The 14,784-nt window shown below is 56.2% G+C and carries 12 protein-coding genes; 3 read left to right on the plus strand and 9 right to left on the minus strand.

All coding sequences use genetic code 11. The features are described from left to right. Window positions 1–219 precede the first annotated feature (219 nt). From panD to thpR, 9 genes are all read right to left on the minus strand, one after another. Window positions 220–600, minus strand: a complete 381-nt coding sequence (gene panD, locus SK47_RS03590) for an aspartate 1-decarboxylase (protein WP_003856284.1) — start codon at window positions 598–600, stop codon at window positions 220–222. 31 nt (window positions 601–631) lie between these two features. After that, window positions 632–1,483, minus strand: coding sequence for a pantoate--beta-alanine ligase (gene panC, locus SK47_RS03595; RefSeq protein ID WP_048243515.1), 852 nt, complete (start codon window positions 1,481–1,483; stop codon window positions 632–634). Between the two features lie 11 nt (window positions 1,484–1,494). Beyond that, window positions 1,495–2,286: a 3-methyl-2-oxobutanoate hydroxymethyltransferase gene (gene panB / locus SK47_RS03600; protein WP_003856280.1), complete on the minus strand. Its 792-nt coding sequence runs from the start codon at window positions 2,284–2,286 to the stop codon at window positions 1,495–1,497. A 123-nt stretch (window positions 2,287–2,409) separates the two neighbouring features. Next, window positions 2,410–2,889 (minus strand): 2-amino-4-hydroxy-6-hydroxymethyldihydropteridine diphosphokinase, encoded by a 480-nt coding sequence (gene folK, locus SK47_RS03605; protein WP_023315424.1) that lies wholly within the window; start codon window positions 2,887–2,889, stop codon window positions 2,410–2,412. Further along, window positions 2,886–4,283, minus strand: coding sequence for a polynucleotide adenylyltransferase PcnB (gene pcnB, locus SK47_RS03610; protein ID WP_071785222.1), 1,398 nt, complete (start codon window positions 4,281–4,283; stop codon window positions 2,886–2,888). The genes folK and pcnB overlap by 4 nt, the downstream gene beginning before the upstream one ends. Window positions 4,284–4,325: 42 nt before the next feature. Then, entirely contained in the window at window positions 4,326–5,216 is an 891-nt protein-coding gene (gluQRS, locus tag SK47_RS03615; RefSeq protein ID WP_048243517.1) for a tRNA glutamyl-Q(34) synthetase GluQRS, read from the minus strand. A 59-nt stretch (window positions 5,217–5,275) separates the two neighbouring features. Continuing rightward, entirely contained in the window at window positions 5,276–5,731 is a 456-nt protein-coding gene (gene dksA / locus SK47_RS03620) for an RNA polymerase-binding protein DksA (RefSeq protein WP_001155232.1), read from the minus strand. Window positions 5,732–5,907: 176 nt separating this feature from the next. Then, window positions 5,908–6,612, minus strand: coding sequence for a DNA/RNA nuclease SfsA (sfsA, locus tag SK47_RS03625; RefSeq protein ID WP_003856251.1), 705 nt, complete (start codon window positions 6,610–6,612; stop codon window positions 5,908–5,910). Continuing rightward, the gene (thpR, locus tag SK47_RS03630; RefSeq protein ID WP_003856249.1) at window positions 6,602–7,156 is read right to left on the minus strand and encodes an RNA 2',3'-cyclic phosphodiesterase; all 555 of its coding nucleotides are present in this window, start codon (window positions 7,154–7,156) and stop codon (window positions 6,602–6,604) included. Before thpR ends, sfsA begins: the two co-directional genes overlap by 11 nt. Before the next feature lie 73 nt (window positions 7,157–7,229). Between thpR and hrpB the strand changes: the two genes are divergently transcribed. The 3 genes from hrpB to fhuA all read left to right on the plus strand — a co-directional run bounded on the left by hrpB (window position 7,230) and on the right by fhuA (window position 14,777). Next, window positions 7,230–9,659: an ATP-dependent helicase HrpB gene (gene hrpB / locus SK47_RS03635; protein WP_048243518.1), complete on the plus strand. Its 2,430-nt coding sequence runs from the start codon at window positions 7,230–7,232 to the stop codon at window positions 9,657–9,659. Window positions 9,660–9,803: 144 nt separating this feature from the next. Continuing rightward, window positions 9,804–12,329 carry a bifunctional glycosyl transferase/transpeptidase gene (gene mrcB / locus SK47_RS03640; RefSeq protein ID WP_003856245.1) on the plus strand — a complete coding sequence of 842 codons (2,526 nt, stop codon included), beginning with the start codon at window positions 9,804–9,806 and terminating at the stop codon, window positions 12,327–12,329. A gap of 237 nt (window positions 12,330–12,566) precedes the next feature. Then, entirely contained in the window at window positions 12,567–14,777 is a 2,211-nt protein-coding gene (gene fhuA, locus SK47_RS03645) for a ferrichrome porin FhuA (RefSeq protein WP_023299357.1), read from the plus strand. Window positions 14,778–14,784 lie beyond the last annotated feature (7 nt).

Genomic DNA, 14,784 nt, shown 5'->3' on the forward strand with positions numbered 1-14,784 from the left:
TTAAATTTCGTGGCGAATTATATTGTTAATCTCAATGAAATGTAGATATTGTGCGTGATTTAAACTAAAAGAATAGTTTAGTAAATTTAAAGTTATTTGTTATCAATATGATGTGTTTGTCTGGTGGAGCGGGAAGAGCTGGATATTAATTCAATAAATGCTTTTTAAAGACCCATTCATTTAATAAATGCACAAGAATGGGTCGTGGGATAAATATTATCAGGCAACCTGCACCGGAATCGCCTTCGCGGTACGTTTCATCTCATTATCGCCTTCAAAGTAGGCCACTTTAGGCTGCCAGCGACGTGCTTCTTCGTCAGACATCATCACAAAGCTGGCAATAATGACGATATCGCCTACGTCCGCGCAGTGCGCTGCTGCCCCATTAACGGAGATGATTTTAGATCCGCGTTCAGCGGCAATCGCGTACGTTGAAAAGCGTTTGCCGTTATTAACGTTCCAGATATCAATAGCTTCGTTTTCGAGAATACCCGCCGCGTCGAGAAAATCCTGGTCGATCGCGCAGGAGCCTTCATAGTGCAGGTCGGCCTGGGTGACTTTCACACGGTGAAGCTTACCTTGTAGCATTTTGCGAATCATTACGTTTACCTTTCACTTCCGGGTAGTAAAACTACGCCAGTTCAACCACTTTGTTATCGATAAGGCGGGCCTGGCCGAGCCATGCCGCCACCAGAATTACCGCACGTTTGCTGGTCTCTGTAAGCGCCAGAAGCGTATCGGCATCCCGAATTTGAACGTCGTCAGCACGAAGACCTTTCTCGTTCAGCGCCTGTTCAGCCAGAGCGATAATTTCTTCTGGGGTTAACTCTTTTGCCAGCAGTTGCTCTGCCATGGTATTCATGACTTTGCTTAAACCCGGCGCAATTTTACGCTGTTCGGCGGTCAGATAGCCGTTACGGGAGCTGAGCGCCAGGCCATCTTTCGCACGCACAATCGGTACGCCGACTATCTCAATGTCGTAGCCCATATCGGCAACCATTTTGCGGATCAGCGCCAGCTGCTGGAAATCTTTCTCGCCAAAACAGGCGATGTCCGGCTGCACCAGGTTAAACAGCTTGCTGACGATGGTAGAAACGCCACGGAAATGGCCCGGGCGGCTGGCGCCCTCCAGCATGGTCGAAATACCCGGCACATCGACGTAGGTCGATTCAGTGGTGCCCTGGGGATATACATCTGCGGGGGCCGGAGCGAAGACGATATCCGCATGACGTTTTTTGAGCTTCTCGCAATCTTCCTGCAAGGTACGTGGGTAGCGCGCCAGATCGTCTTCGCGATCGAACTGCATCGGGTTAACGAAGATACTGACTACCACAATATCTGCACGGGCTCTCGCTTCATCGACCAGCTTCATATGGCCGTCGTGCAGGTTGCCCATGGTTGGAACAAGGGCGATACGTTTACCTTCCTGACGTGCACGGCGGATATGCTGGCGCAGCAGCGGCAGAGTTTCTATGATTAGCACACCTGGACTCCTTAATGGAAACTGTGTTCTTCGCCCGGATAAACGCCGGACTCAACCTCGGCAATATACTGCCGCACAGCAGCACGCATGTCGCCTGCTTCTGTCAGGAAATTTTTAGCAAATTTTGGAATGTGGCCGCCGGTGATCCCGAAGGCGTCGTGCATGACCAGAATCTGGCCATCGGTGACGTTGCCCGCGCCGATGCCGATCACCGGAATCGACAGCGCCTCAGTGATACGCTTAGCCAGCTCAACCGGCACACACTCCAGCACCAGCAGCTGTGCGCCCGCGGCTTCCAGCGCCACGGCATCATCAAACAGCGTCTGCGCCGCATCGCCTCGGCCCTGCACCTTATATCCGCCAAAGATGTTGACAGACTGCGGCGTTAGCCCCAAATGACCACAAACCGGCACGGCGCGTTCGGTAAGCATTTTTACCGTATCGACCAGCCAGGCGCCGCCTTCGATTTTGACCATATTGGCGCCAGCACGCATCACTGTCGCCGCATTTTCAAAGGCCTGTTCCGGGGTGGCATACGCCATAAACGGCAGATCGGAAAGCAGCAGGCAGGCGGGCGCACCCCGGCGCACGGCGCGGGTATGGTAAGCAATATCCTCGACCGTGACCGGCAGCGTGGAATCATGTCCTTGTACCGTCATCCCTAACGAGTCCCCGACCAGCATGACGTTGATCCCTTCTTCGGCAAACAGTTTTGCGAAGCTGTAATCATACGCGGTGATAGTGGCGAAGCGTTTTTTTTCCTGTTTGCATTTCTGCAATAAGGAGATGGTGGTTGGTTTCATACTGTTTCCTGATGGCCCAATAGCGAATCTTTGCGCATTCTAACAGTAACATTCGAGGGAACAATGATTTTAGGCAATCGATTAACCGCAAATAAGGAATGGTTAATCGATGCGGAGGCGGGATTACCAGCGGGCCGGTTTATCCGCGTTGAGATTTTGCAGAACGGCTTGCAGCGAGGCGCCGTCAGGGAAGGTGAGATCGGGCGCGACTTCAAACAGCGGCCAGAGCATAAACCCGCGGTTTTTCATGTCGTAATGCGGAACGGTGAGGCGTTCGGTGTTAATCACCTCGTGGCCGAAAAGCATAATATCGAGATCGAGGGTGCGCGGTCCCCAGCGTTCGGCTTTGCGGACGCGACCCTGCTGTAGCTCAATACGCTGGGTATTATCCAGCAGCGTTTCTGCGTCAAGGGTCGTTTCCAGCACCACGGCGGCGTTCAGATAATCAGGCTGATCCTGCGGGCCGAGCGGCGGCGTACGGTAAAATGAGGACAGCGCGACGATGCGGCTTTGCGGGATCTCCCCCAGCGCCTGCACGGCAGCGTTAACCTGCTCCAGCGGAGAGGCCAGATTGCTGCCGATGGCGATATACGCAAGGGTCATGCCGTGCCTTCACGACGCGGTGCGCGTTTGCGCGGGCGACGGTGACGACGGCGCGGTGCCGGCTCATCATCGAGATCCGTAAGCATATCTTTCTGCTCTGGTGGTGCAGAGACCTGAAATTCTCCCCACCACTGCGCCAGGCGCTGTAGCTCCTGGTTTCTTTCGACTTCAGCACGCAGAGAGAGCAAATCGAACGCGGCGCGGAACTTAGGATGCTCCATCAGCTTCCAGGCGCGTTTACCCTGACGGCGGGACATACGCAGCTGAAGCTGCCAGATATCACGCACCAGCGTGGTAATACGTTTCGGGATCGCCAGCGTGCGACAGCCTTCGTCCAGCACGTCGTTTGCCGCCAGCGCGAACGCATCATAATAGGCGAGACCGCTCTCCTGAGTGATGCGCTGCGCCGTTTCCAGCAGCGGATACCAGAACATGGCCGCGAACAGGAACGCCGGATTCACGCGCATATCGTTATGAATACGGGTATCTGTGTTCTTCAGCACCTGTGCAATCATCCGCTCCATTGCGCTGTCACCGTTTTCGGTGAAGTAGCGGGTAATGGTCGGGAACAGCGGCTGGAACAGGTTGTATTCACGCAGCAAATTGTAGGTTTCAAACCCGTAGCCTGCCTGGAGCAGCTTTAACGACTCCTCAAACAGACGGGCAGGGGGGACGTCGTTAATCAGCGTCGCCAGGCGCGGGATCGGCTCTGCGGTTTCCGGACTGATACGCATGTTCAGCTTGGCGGCGAAACGCACGGCGCGCAGCATTCGGACCGGGTCTTCGCGATAGCGCGTTTCCGGCGTACCGATCAGGCGAATCAGGCCGTCTTTCAGATCCTGCATACCGCCGACGTAATCGCGCACGGTAAAATCCGCCACGCTGTAGTAAAGGCTGTTGATGGTGAAATCGCGACGCTGAGCATCTTCTTCAATAGAGCCGAAGATGTTGTCGCGCAGCAGCATGCCGTTTTGGCCGCGCTGGGAAGTCGTGCGATCGTTGACGCCCGCTTCGTGGTGACCGCGGAAGGTCGCCACTTCAATGATTTCTGGTCCAAACATCACGTGCGCCAGACGGAAACGGCGGCCAACCAGACGGCAGTTGCGGAATAATTTACGCACCTGCTCAGGTGTGGCGCTGGTCGTCACGTCGAAATCTTTTGGTTTTTTGCCCAGCAGTAAATCGCGCACCCCGCCGCCGACGAGATAGGCCTCGTAGCCTGCTTTATTCAGACGATAGAGCACCTTGAGGGCATTTTCACTGATATCTTTGCGGGAAATATTGTGCTGCTCACGCGGAATGACCGACATGTGTGGCTGTGCAATAGCGTCGTTCGCCATGCTCTCTTCGCGGCTCAGCACTTTACGGCAAAAATTAGCGACTCGGGTAAAAATAGTACACCTCGTAGTGTGTTTTGTTATCAAAAAAGCGGCTAATCATAGCTCAGCGCAACGCATTTGAGAATGCTGGATTTTTGGCACGGCCATAAGCGCCCAGTCAGCAATGGCCGTTTTCAGCAATTCATCCAGACTCAGATCCTGCCATTCCTGCGTTACATTCTGGTTGAGAAATCGCAGCGCGTCGATCAAAACCGGGCGCGGATCGCCGTCAGGCAGCGCCGGGGCATGATTCTGTTTCGACAGCTTATTTCCCTGTTCATTGACCGCCAGCGGCAGATGGATGTAATCCGGCACCGTCCAGCCAAACTGCCGGTAAAGCGATATTTGCCGCACGGTAGGCTCAACCAGATCCGCCCCGCGCACGATTTCCGTGACGCCCTGGAAATGGTCATCGACAACCACCGCCAGGTTATAGGCAAACAAACCATCACGACGGTGAATAATAAAATCTTCACGCGCCAGGCGTTCATCCGCCTGAATGGTTCCTGAGAGAACGTCGGTAAACTGCGTCACCGGAGAACGCTGTATCAGCCGTACGGCAGCATTCTCAGGACCGTTGTGCCGCGTACGACAGTGGCCGTCGTAAACGCCACCCACGCTCTGAATACGCGCCCGCGTGCAGGTGCAGTTATAGGAAAGGCCCTGTTCAGCAAGCCACGCCAGACGTTCACGGTAGGCATCATGGCGTTGAGACTGCCAGAGTACGTCGCCGTCCCAGTGAAGACCGTAATGTTCCAGCTGACGCAGAATAGTTTCTGCTGCACCGGGAACTTCACGCGGAGGATCGATATCTTCAATGCGGACCAGCCATTGACCCTGACGGGCGCGAGCCTGTAAGTAGCTGCCAAGCGCGGCAATTAATGAGCCGAAGTGTAATTCACCGGAGGGAGATGGCGCAAAGCGCCCGATATAGTGAGATTCAGACATATCTACGGTAACAAGGCGGGAGAGACTCCCGCCTTAGCAGAGTAGTGAGAGGGCAGGCGTTAGCCAGCCATCTGTTTTTCGCGGATTTCTGCCAGCGTTTTACAGTCGATGCACAGATCGGCTGTTGGACGCGCTTCCAGGCGACGAATACCGATTTCAACACCGCAGGATTCGCAGTAGCCAAAATCTTCGTCCTCGACCTTCTTCAGCGTTTTTTCGATCTTTTTGATCAGTTTGCGCTCGCGGTCACGGTTACGCAGTTCGAGGCTGAACTCTTCTTCCTGAGCGGCACGGTCGACCGGGTCCGGGAAGTTAGCAGCTTCGTCCTGCATATGTGTAACGGTGCGATCGACTTCATCCCTGAGTTGATTACGCCATGCTTCAAGAATACGCTTGAAGTGCGACAGCTGGGCTTCGTTCATATACTCTTCGCCCGGCTTCTCTTGATACGGCTCCACCCCAGCGATGGCGAGAATACTCAGGGACGATGTTTTACGGTTTTGCCCTTCTTGCATGTTGCTTCTCCTTAACACGCACTATCGATCCCCGTGTTGGGGGAAAAATCAGGTCGCTATAAATAGCAGATGCTTTTCCGTATGGCAATTATCTAAACGTAACACTTGACAACCCTGTGAGGAAAAGCGTATTTGCGCACGCGGCCAGAACACTTATTAGTCAATCGTCTAATCCCTTATAAGACAATGGGAAGAGAGGATCTCAGAGTCATATTATCGGCAGAAAGTTCCGCTTTATAAGCGAAAATCTCTACCCCCTGCTTTTGTGCCTCATTCAACAATTGCGCGTATTTAGGATCAATATGACGGGCCGGGGAAAACCGTTCAATGGCTGAATGCAGAACCGCAAACAGCAACACGGCGCGCTTGCCCGCCGCCGCTACACTCATTAGCTCTCGCAGATGCTTCTGGCCACGTAGCGTTACCGCATCCGGAAAGAAGCCGTTTTCCTGTTCCGCTAATGTCACTGATTTCACTTCAATATAGCACTCAGGGCGGTCTTCCGCCTGTAACATAAAATCAATTCTGCTGCCTTCATCGCCATATTTCACTTCGCTTTTTTGCGTGCCGTAACCCACCAGTTCAGGAAGCATTCCATTTGTCAGAGCTTCCTTAACCAGCTGATTTGCGCGCAGGGTATTAACGCAAATAAATGCCCCGCTTTGCGTCTCGGTCATTTCCCAGGTATGGGGATATTTGCGTTTAGTATTTTCTGATGTGGAATACCAGACCGTGTCACCCGGCGTGGCGCAACCGGTCATGGCGCCGGTGTTAGGGCAGTGCAGCGTGAGCGTTTCGCCCGCAGGGGTGATCACATCAGCGAGAAAGCGTTTGTAACGCTGGATCAGCGTGGCGGGCTGGAGTGCAGGACTAAACTTCATCAGGATTCCTTAACGTGTCGCCCAGCGTCCAGCGCTGGAGCGGAGTATAGCGGGTGCGTCCTTGTACAAAGGCAGATTCGTACAGCGCAAATTCATTCACCTGAAAGGACCAGTGAAAGCCCGGTGGCGGGATGGCAACGGCCTGACCCGCATCGCGCAGCAGGGTAATGTGGGGATGAAACGGCTGCGGGCTCTGATAACAGCCGCTGCGCGCGGCCTGCGCCCGCAGCATGTTGGCGAGCTGTAGCAGTCCGCGAGGGGGCTGCCGCGTCCCCAGCCAGACCACCCGAGAGCGCAGCCATTGCCCGGCATCGTCAAGATGCAGCGTAAACCCCGGCTGCGAAATGCGTCCGGCCATTGCGCTTAACGCGCGCTGCTTTTCAGCGCTTACTTCACCAAGAAAGGCTAACGTCAGGTGCATATTGGCGGCGACGACGGGGCGGCCCGCTTCCGCGGGGAAGTGGCTGGCGCGCCAGCGAACAATCTGCCGTTGAAGCGTGGTGGGTAATTCAATGGCGAAGAATAGCCGTTTAGACTCAGACATGCGCAAGACTCGGTAATGATATGCGCCGATGCTACAATGTACGCCGATTAATGTTAACCCTCTGGAGCCGTAAGTGTCCTCTTTGCCCGTCGCCGTCGTCCTTCCTGAGCTACTCGCAGCCTTAGAACATGCGCCACAGGTTTTGCTCAGCGCGCCCACCGGAGCGGGTAAATCCACCTGGCTGCCCCTGCAAATTCTGCGCGATGGGAACATCAGCGGGAAAATTATCCTGCTGGAGCCGCGCAGGCTGGCGGCGCGCAATGTGGCGCAGCGCCTGGCGGAACTGCTGAATGAAAAACCGGGCGAGACGGTAGGGTACCGGATGCGCGCCGAAACCTGTGTTGGACCATCCACGCGGCTGGAAGTGGTCACCGAAGGTATTCTTACCCGTATGTTGCAAAACGATCCGGAGCTGACCGGCGTCGGGCTGGTGATCCTTGATGAATTTCACGAGCGCAGCCTCCAGGCCGATCTGGCCCTTGCGCTGCTGCTCGACGTTCAGCAGGGGCTGCGCGACGACCTTCGGCTGCTGATTATGTCGGCGACGCTGGATAACGAGCGGCTCCGGCAGACGCTCCCTGACGCGCCGATGATCTCCTCTGAAGGGCGTGCGTTCCCGGTCGAGCGCCGCTATCAGCCGCTGCCTGCCCATCAGCGTTTTGACGAAGCGGTTGCCATCGCCACCGCTGAATTGCTCCGCCAGGAGCCCGGCTCGCTGCTGCTGTTTTTACCCGGCGTAGGCGAAATCCAGCGCGTACAGGAGCAGCTGGCATCCCGGGTGAACAGTGACGTTATGCTGTGCCCGCTCTACGGCGCGCTGCCGTTGGCTGACCAGCGCAAGGCGATCCTTCCCGCACCGGCGGGGCAGCGCAAAGTGGTGCTGGCAACCAATATCGCGGAAACCAGTTTGACCATCGAAGGCATTCGCCTGGTGGTGGACAGTACGCTGGAGAGGGTGGCCAGTTTTGATCCGCGTTCCGGGCTGACCAGGCTGCTGACGCAGCGCATCAGCCAGGCCTCAATGTTGCAGCGCGCAGGGCGAGCAGGGCGTCTTGAGCCGGGTATTTGCCTGCATTTAACCAGCGCCGAGCAGGCGGAGCGTGCGGCATTCCAGAGCACGCCTGAGATTTTACAAAGCGATCTCTCCGGACTGGTGATGGATCTGATGCAGTGGGGCTGTCCGGACCCTGACCAGCTCACCTGGCTTAATCCTCCGCCTGTCGTCAACCTTTCCGCCGCGCGCAGCCTGCTGACCCAGCTTGGCGCGCTGGAAGGCGAGCGACTGACGGCGCGCGGCCAGAAAATGGCGGCGCTGGGCAACGATCCACGTCTGGCGGCAATGCTGGTGGCAGCACAGGGCGACGATGAAATTGCCACGGCGGCAAAACTGGCGGCTATTCTTGAGGAGCCGCCGCGCGGTGGCGGCAGCGATCTGGGACAGGCCTTTTCACGCCATCAGGGAAACTGGCAACAGCGGGCGCAGCAGCTGTGTAAACGCCTGAATTGCCGGGGCGGTTCGCCTGACAGCGATAAAGTTATCCCTCTGCTGGCCCAGGTCTTCCCGGACAGAATCGCGCGCCGTCGCGGGCTGGATGGTCGCTATCAGCTGGCAAATGGGATGGGCGCGATGGTGGACAGCGATGACGCCCTGACGCGTCATGAATGGCTGATCGCGCCGCTCTTACTCCAGGGGAGCCACTCCCCGGACGCGCGTATTTTACAGGCGGTTGCCGTGGATATTGACGTCCTGACGCGTACCTGCCCGCAGCTGCTTCAGCAATCTGACATCGTGGAATGGGATGATACCCAGGGCACGCTGAAGGCGTTCCGTCGTAGCCAGATTGGCAAACTGACGCTTGGGACGAAACCGCTGGCGAAGCCGTCGGAGGAAGAGTTACACCAGGCGATGCTGAATGGCATTCGGGAAAAAGGGCTGAGCGTACTGAACTGGACGCCGGAGGCTGAACAATATCGTATACGTCTGCACTGCGCCGCGAAGTGGCTGCCGGAACAGGGGTGGCCAGCTGTGGATGATGAGACGCTGCTCGCGACGCTTGAACAGTGGCTGTTGCCGCAGATGAGCGGCGTACACTCGCTGCGCGCCCTGAAGGCGCTTGATGTTAAGGCTGCGTTACAGAATTTACTGGACTGGTCGTTACGTCAACGTCTGGATAGTGAACTGCCTGGGCATTACACTGTGCCAACCGGGAGCCGGATTGCCATTCGTTATCATGAGGATAATCCGCCGGCGCTGGCGGTTCGGATGCAGGAGATGTTTGGTGAGGCCACCACGCCGTCCATTGCTGAAGGCCGTGTGCCGTTAGTGCTTGAGCTGCTTTCGCCTGCGCATCGTCCCTTGCAGATCACCCGCGACTTGGGAGCGTTCTGGGCGGGGAGCTATCGTGAAGTGCAGAAAGAGATGAAAGGGCGATATCCCAAACACGTCTGGCCGGACGATCCGGCGAATACCGCGCCGACACGGCGCACGAAAAAATATTCGTAATGGGGAAAGTGCGGGCTGATGCCCTCACCCCGGCCCTCTCCCACAGGGAGAGGGAGAAACAAACTTTGAGAGATTTCTTCTTTCACTGACCTGTGCAAGATAAGAAAATCTGGCCTTTGCGCCTGAATGTTGCGGAGAAAAAGCATGGCGGGGAATGACCGCGAGCCAATAGGACGTAAGGGAAAGCCGACGCGTCCGGCGAAAGAAAAGGTAAGCCGTCGTCGCCTCAGAGATGAGGAGTATGACGATGACTATGAAGACGATTATGAGGATGAAGAACCGATGCCGCGTAAAGGGAAAGGCAAAGGGCGTAAGCCTCGTGGTAAGCGCGGCTGGTTCTGGCTGCTGCTGAAGCTGTTCATTGTTTTTGTTGTCCTGATCGCGATTTACGGCGTTTATCTGGATCAGAAGATCCGCAGCCGTATTGACGGGAAAGTCTGGCAATTGCCTGCGGCAGTATACGGCCGCATGGTGAACCTTGAGCCGGACATGTCCATCAGCAAGAACGAGATGGTGAAGCTGCTGCAAGCCACGCAGTATCGTCAGGTCACGAAAATGACCCGTCCAGGCGAATTTACCGTCCAGGCGAAAAGTATTGAGATGATCCGCCGTCCGTTCGACTTCCCGGACAGTAAAGAAGGGCAGGTTCGCGCGCGTCTGACCTTTGACGGCGATCGTCTGGAAACCATTGAGAACATGGATAACGATCGCCAGTTCGGTTTCTTCCGTCTCGATCCGCGTCTCATCACCATGCTGTCGTCCGCAAACGGCGAACAGCGGCTGTTCGTGGCGCGTAACGGCTTCCCGGATTTGCTGGTGGATACCCTGCTGGCAACCGAAGATCGCCACTTCTACGAGCACGACGGTATTAGCCTTTACTCCATTGGTCGTGCGGTACTGGCGAACCTGACCGCCGGGCGTACGGTGCAGGGGGCGAGTACCCTGACCCAGCAGCTGGTGAAAAACCTGTTCCTCTCCAGCGAGCGCTCTTACTGGCGTAAAGCCAACGAAGCGTACATGGCCGTGCTGATGGATGCGCGCTACAGCAAGGATCGTATTCTTGAGCTGTACATGAACGAGGTGTACCTCGGTCAGAGCGGCGATAACGAGATCCGCGGCTTCCCGCTGGCGAGCCTGTACTACTTTGGCCGTCCGGTAGAAGAGCTGAGCCTTGACCAGCAGGCGCTGCTGGTGGGCATGGTGAAAGGCGCGTCGATCTACAACCCGTGGCGTAACCCGAAACTGGCGCTGGAGCGTCGTAACCTGGTGCTGCGTCTGCTGCAACAACAGCAGGTGATTGACCAGGAGCTGTACGACATGCTGAGCGCGCGTCCGCTGGGCGTTCAGCCGCGCGGTGGGGTGATCTCTCCGCAGCCTGCCTTTATGCAGATGGTGCGTCAGGAGTTGCAGTCTAAGCTCGGAGATAAAGTGAAAGATCTCTCAGGCGTGAAGATCTTTACCACCTTTGATTCCGTGGCGCAGGATGCGGCAGAAAAAGCGGCGGTAGAAGGTATTCCGGCGCTGAAAAAGCAGCGTAAGCTGAGCGATCTGGAAACCGCGATGGTAGTGGTTGACCGTAACACCGGCGAAGTTCGTGCCATGGTGGGCGGTGCTGAGCCGCAGTATGCGGGCTATAACCGCGCAATGCAGGCGCGTCGTTCGATTGGTTCTCTGGCAAAACCGGCAACCTACCTGACCGCGCTGAGCCAGCCGAACCTCTATCGGCTGAACACCTGGATTGCCGATGCGCCAATCTCCCTGCGCCAGCCTAACGGCCAGGTATGGTCACCGCAGAACGATGACAGACAGTTCAGCGGTCAGGTGATGCTGGTGGATGCGTTAACCCGCTCGATGAACGTGCCAACGGTTAACCTCGGGATGGCGCTGGGCCTGCCAGCCATCACCGACACCTGGCAGAAGCTGGGCGTACCGAAAGATCAGCTGCACCCTGTGCCAGCGATGATCCTGGGGGCGCTTAACCTGACGCCAATCGAAGTGGCGCAGGCGTTCCAGACCATCGCCAGCGGCGGTAACCGAGCGCCGCTCTCCGCTCTGCGTTCGGTGATTGCCGAAGATGGCTCCGTGCTGTATCAGAGCTTCCCGCAGGCGGAGCGCGCTGTTCCGGCACAGGCGGCCTATATGACGCTGTGGACCATGCAGCAGGTGGTTCAGCGCGGTACCGGTCGTCAGCTGGGGGCGAAGTATCCTGGTCTGCATCTGGCGGGTAAAACCGGGACCACCAACAACAATGTCGATACCTGGTTCGCCGGTATTGATGGTCGTGAAGTGGTCATCACCTGGGTGGGGCGCGATAACAACCAGCCGACCAAACTGTATGGCGCGAGCGGTGCTATGTCGATTTACCAGCGCTACCTCGCGAATCAGTCTCCGGTGCCGCTGAACCTCGTTGCTCCGGAAGATATCGTCGATATGGGCGTGGACAGCTCGGGTAACTTCATTTGCGGCGGTGGCGTGCGTACGCTGCCGGTCTGGACGACCAACCCGGATGCGCTGTGCCAGCAAAGCCAGCCAGAAGAACCGACAGGTAACCCGTTCGATCAGTCTTCTCAACCTCAGCAGCCGCAGCAGCAACAGCCGCAGCAGCAGGAAGAGAAGAAAGACAGCGACGGCGTCGCCGGCTGGATCAAGGATATGTTCGGCGGGAACTAACCCTACTGATACCCCCTTCCCGGGAAGGGGGTATTTTTTCACCTCGGCAACTCATTTCCTTAACCCCATTTTCAACCCTTATTAACGACCCATTTTCCGTTGATTATTTCTTAAACCCTTAATTCTTGTAGGGCCGCATATCGCTTGCTATGCCGTCAGCGTTTCGCATATTATTCTGCGGTCATAATAATAATTCTCGTTTACGTTATCATTCACCTTTTTCATCAGAGATCCATCATGGCGCTTTCCAATACTGCTCAGCCAATTAACACGTCGCTGCGTAAAATCGCAGCCGTCGTAGCCACAGCGGTTGCCGGCATGTCTGCTTACGCACAGGCCGCTGAAACCCCCAAGAAAGAAGAAACCATCACCGTGACTGCCGCACCGGCTGCACAGGAAAGTGCCTGGGGTCCTGCACCGACGATTGCAGCAAAGCGCACTGCAACGGCGACGAAAACCGATACACCGATCGAGAAAACCCCGCAGTCTATTTCCGTGGTTACACGTGAAGAGATGGACATGAAACAGCCGGGAACGGTTAAACAGGCGCTGGCCTATACCCCAAGCGTTTTCGCAACGCGCGGCGCATCAACAACTTACGATGTGGTTTCGATTCGTGGTTTCACGACCTCCAGCACCGTGAATACCAACCAGTATCTGGATGGTATGAAGTTGCAGGGAGACAACTACTCTGAAGCGTCCATGGACCCGTACTTCCTTGAGCGCGTAGAGCTGCTGCGTGGCCCGACGTCTGTACTGTATGGCAAAAGCCATCCTGGCGGCGTAGTGAGTATGGTCAGCAAGCGTCCAACTACGGAACCGTTGAAAGAAATTCAGTTCAAAATGGGGACGGATAACCTCTGGCAGACCGGGTTTGATTTCAGCGACGCGATTGACGATGACGGCGTGTGGTCCTACCGTCTGACCGGTCTGGGGCGCAGTGAAAATGCGCAGCAGGAAATGGTGAAGTCTACTCGTTACGCGATTGCGCCGTCTTTCAGCTGGCGTCCTGATGATAAAACCGATTTCACTTTCCTGAGCAACTTCCAGAGCGATCCGGATGCGGGTTACTACGGCTGGCTGCCGCGTGAAGGTACCGTTGTGCCTTACTATGATGCTAACGGAAAAGCGCACAAACTGCCGACCGACTTCAACGAAGGCGATGAAGACAATAAGATCTCCCGTCGTCAGAAAATGGTGGGTTACAGCTTCGCGCATGAATTCAACGACACCTTCACCGTGCGTCAGAACCTGCGTTATACCAAAATCAACACGCTTTACCGTTCAGTTTACGGTAACGGCTATATCGCCCCGGCCCAGATCAGCCGCGCGTACGTGCGCTCAGATGAAGACCTCAACTCGTTCACGGTTGATACACAGCTCCAGTCGAAATTCGCGACCGGCGCCGTTGACCATACCCTGCTGACGGGTGTGGATTACCTTCGTATGCGCAATGACATTGATGCTGACTACGGTACCGCCGATCCGATCAGCATGAACAATCCGCAGCACGGCAATGCGAACGTTAATGTGAACTTCCCGTATGCCATGCTCAATCGCCAGGAGCAGACCGGGCTCTATGCGCAGGATCAGGCGGAATGGGATAAGTGGGTACTCACCCTGGGTGGCCGCTATGACTTTGCGAAAACGTCTGCCTTTAACCGTAATAACGGAACCACCGCGGAAATTAACGATCAGGCATTTACCTGGCGCGGGGGGATTAACTACCTGTTCGACAACGGGATTACACCATACTTCAGCTACAGTGAATCTTTCGAACCGCTCTCTGGCACTACTCAGGGTGGTAAACCGTTCGATCCGGCACGCGGCAAGCAATATGAAGCGGGCGTGAAGTATGTTCCAAAAGATCTGCCTGTTGTGGTGACGGCAGCGGTATACCAGCTGACCAAGAACAATAACCTGACCGCCGATCCGGCGAACCCGACCAGCGGCTTTAGCGTGCAGGGCGGTGAAATTCGCTCCCGTGGCTTTGAGCTGGAAGCGAAAGCGGCGGTGTCGGCTAACGTGAACGTGACGGCGGCCTACAGCTACACCGATGCGGAATACACCCACGATACCTGGTATGAAGGTCGTCGTCCGGCAGAAGTACCGCGCAACATGGCATCCCTCTGGGCGGATTACACCTTCCACGAGACGGCGCTGAGTGGCCTGACCGTCGGTGCAGGCGCGCGTTACATCGGTAACACGGTGACGTACTACTCCTCAGCGTCGCCTAAAGCCTATGAGTCCTTTAACGTCGCGGGTTATGCCCTGGCGGATGCGACCGTGAAATACGATCTGGCGCGCTTCGGTCTGCCGGGCTCTTCCGTCGGCGTCAACGTGAACAACATCTTTGACCGTGAATACGTCTCCAGCTGCTACAGCGAGTATGCATGCTACTGGGGAGCAGGACGCCAGGTTGTTGCCACGGCGACCTTCCGCTTCTAACCTCTTT

The sequence above is a fragment of the Enterobacter sp. BWH52 genome, from assembly GCF_001037565.1.
In the GTDB taxonomy this organism is placed as follows: Bacteria; Pseudomonadota; Gammaproteobacteria; order Enterobacterales; family Enterobacteriaceae; genus Enterobacter; species Enterobacter hormaechei_C.

What these genes read in the sequence shown, in the direction of transcription:
- panD (WP_003856284.1), bottom strand. Translation starts at nt 600, where the DNA reads ATGATTCGCAAAATGCTACAAGGTAAGCTTCACCGTGTGAAAGTCACC.
- panB (WP_003856280.1), bottom strand. Translation starts at nt 2,286, where the DNA reads ATGAAACCAACCACCATCTCCTTATTGCAGAAATGCAAACAGGAAAAA.
- folK (WP_023315424.1), bottom strand. Translation starts at nt 2,889, where the DNA reads ATGACCCTTGCGTATATCGCCATCGGCAGCAATCTGGCCTCTCCGCTG.
- gluQRS (WP_048243517.1), bottom strand. Translation starts at nt 5,216, where the DNA reads ATGTCTGAATCTCACTATATCGGGCGCTTTGCGCCATCTCCCTCCGGT.
- dksA (WP_001155232.1), bottom strand. Translation starts at nt 5,731, where the DNA reads ATGCAAGAAGGGCAAAACCGTAAAACATCGTCCCTGAGTATTCTCGCC.
- sfsA (WP_003856251.1), bottom strand. Translation starts at nt 6,612, where the DNA reads ATGAAGTTTAGTCCTGCACTCCAGCCCGCCACGCTGATCCAGCGTTAC.
- thpR (WP_003856249.1), bottom strand. Translation starts at nt 7,156, where the DNA reads ATGTCTGAGTCTAAACGGCTATTCTTCGCCATTGAATTACCCACCACG.
- mrcB (WP_003856245.1), top strand. Translation starts at nt 9,804, where the DNA reads ATGGCGGGGAATGACCGCGAGCCAATAGGACGTAAGGGAAAGCCGACG.
- fhuA (WP_023299357.1), top strand. Translation starts at nt 12,567, where the DNA reads ATGGCGCTTTCCAATACTGCTCAGCCAATTAACACGTCGCTGCGTAAA.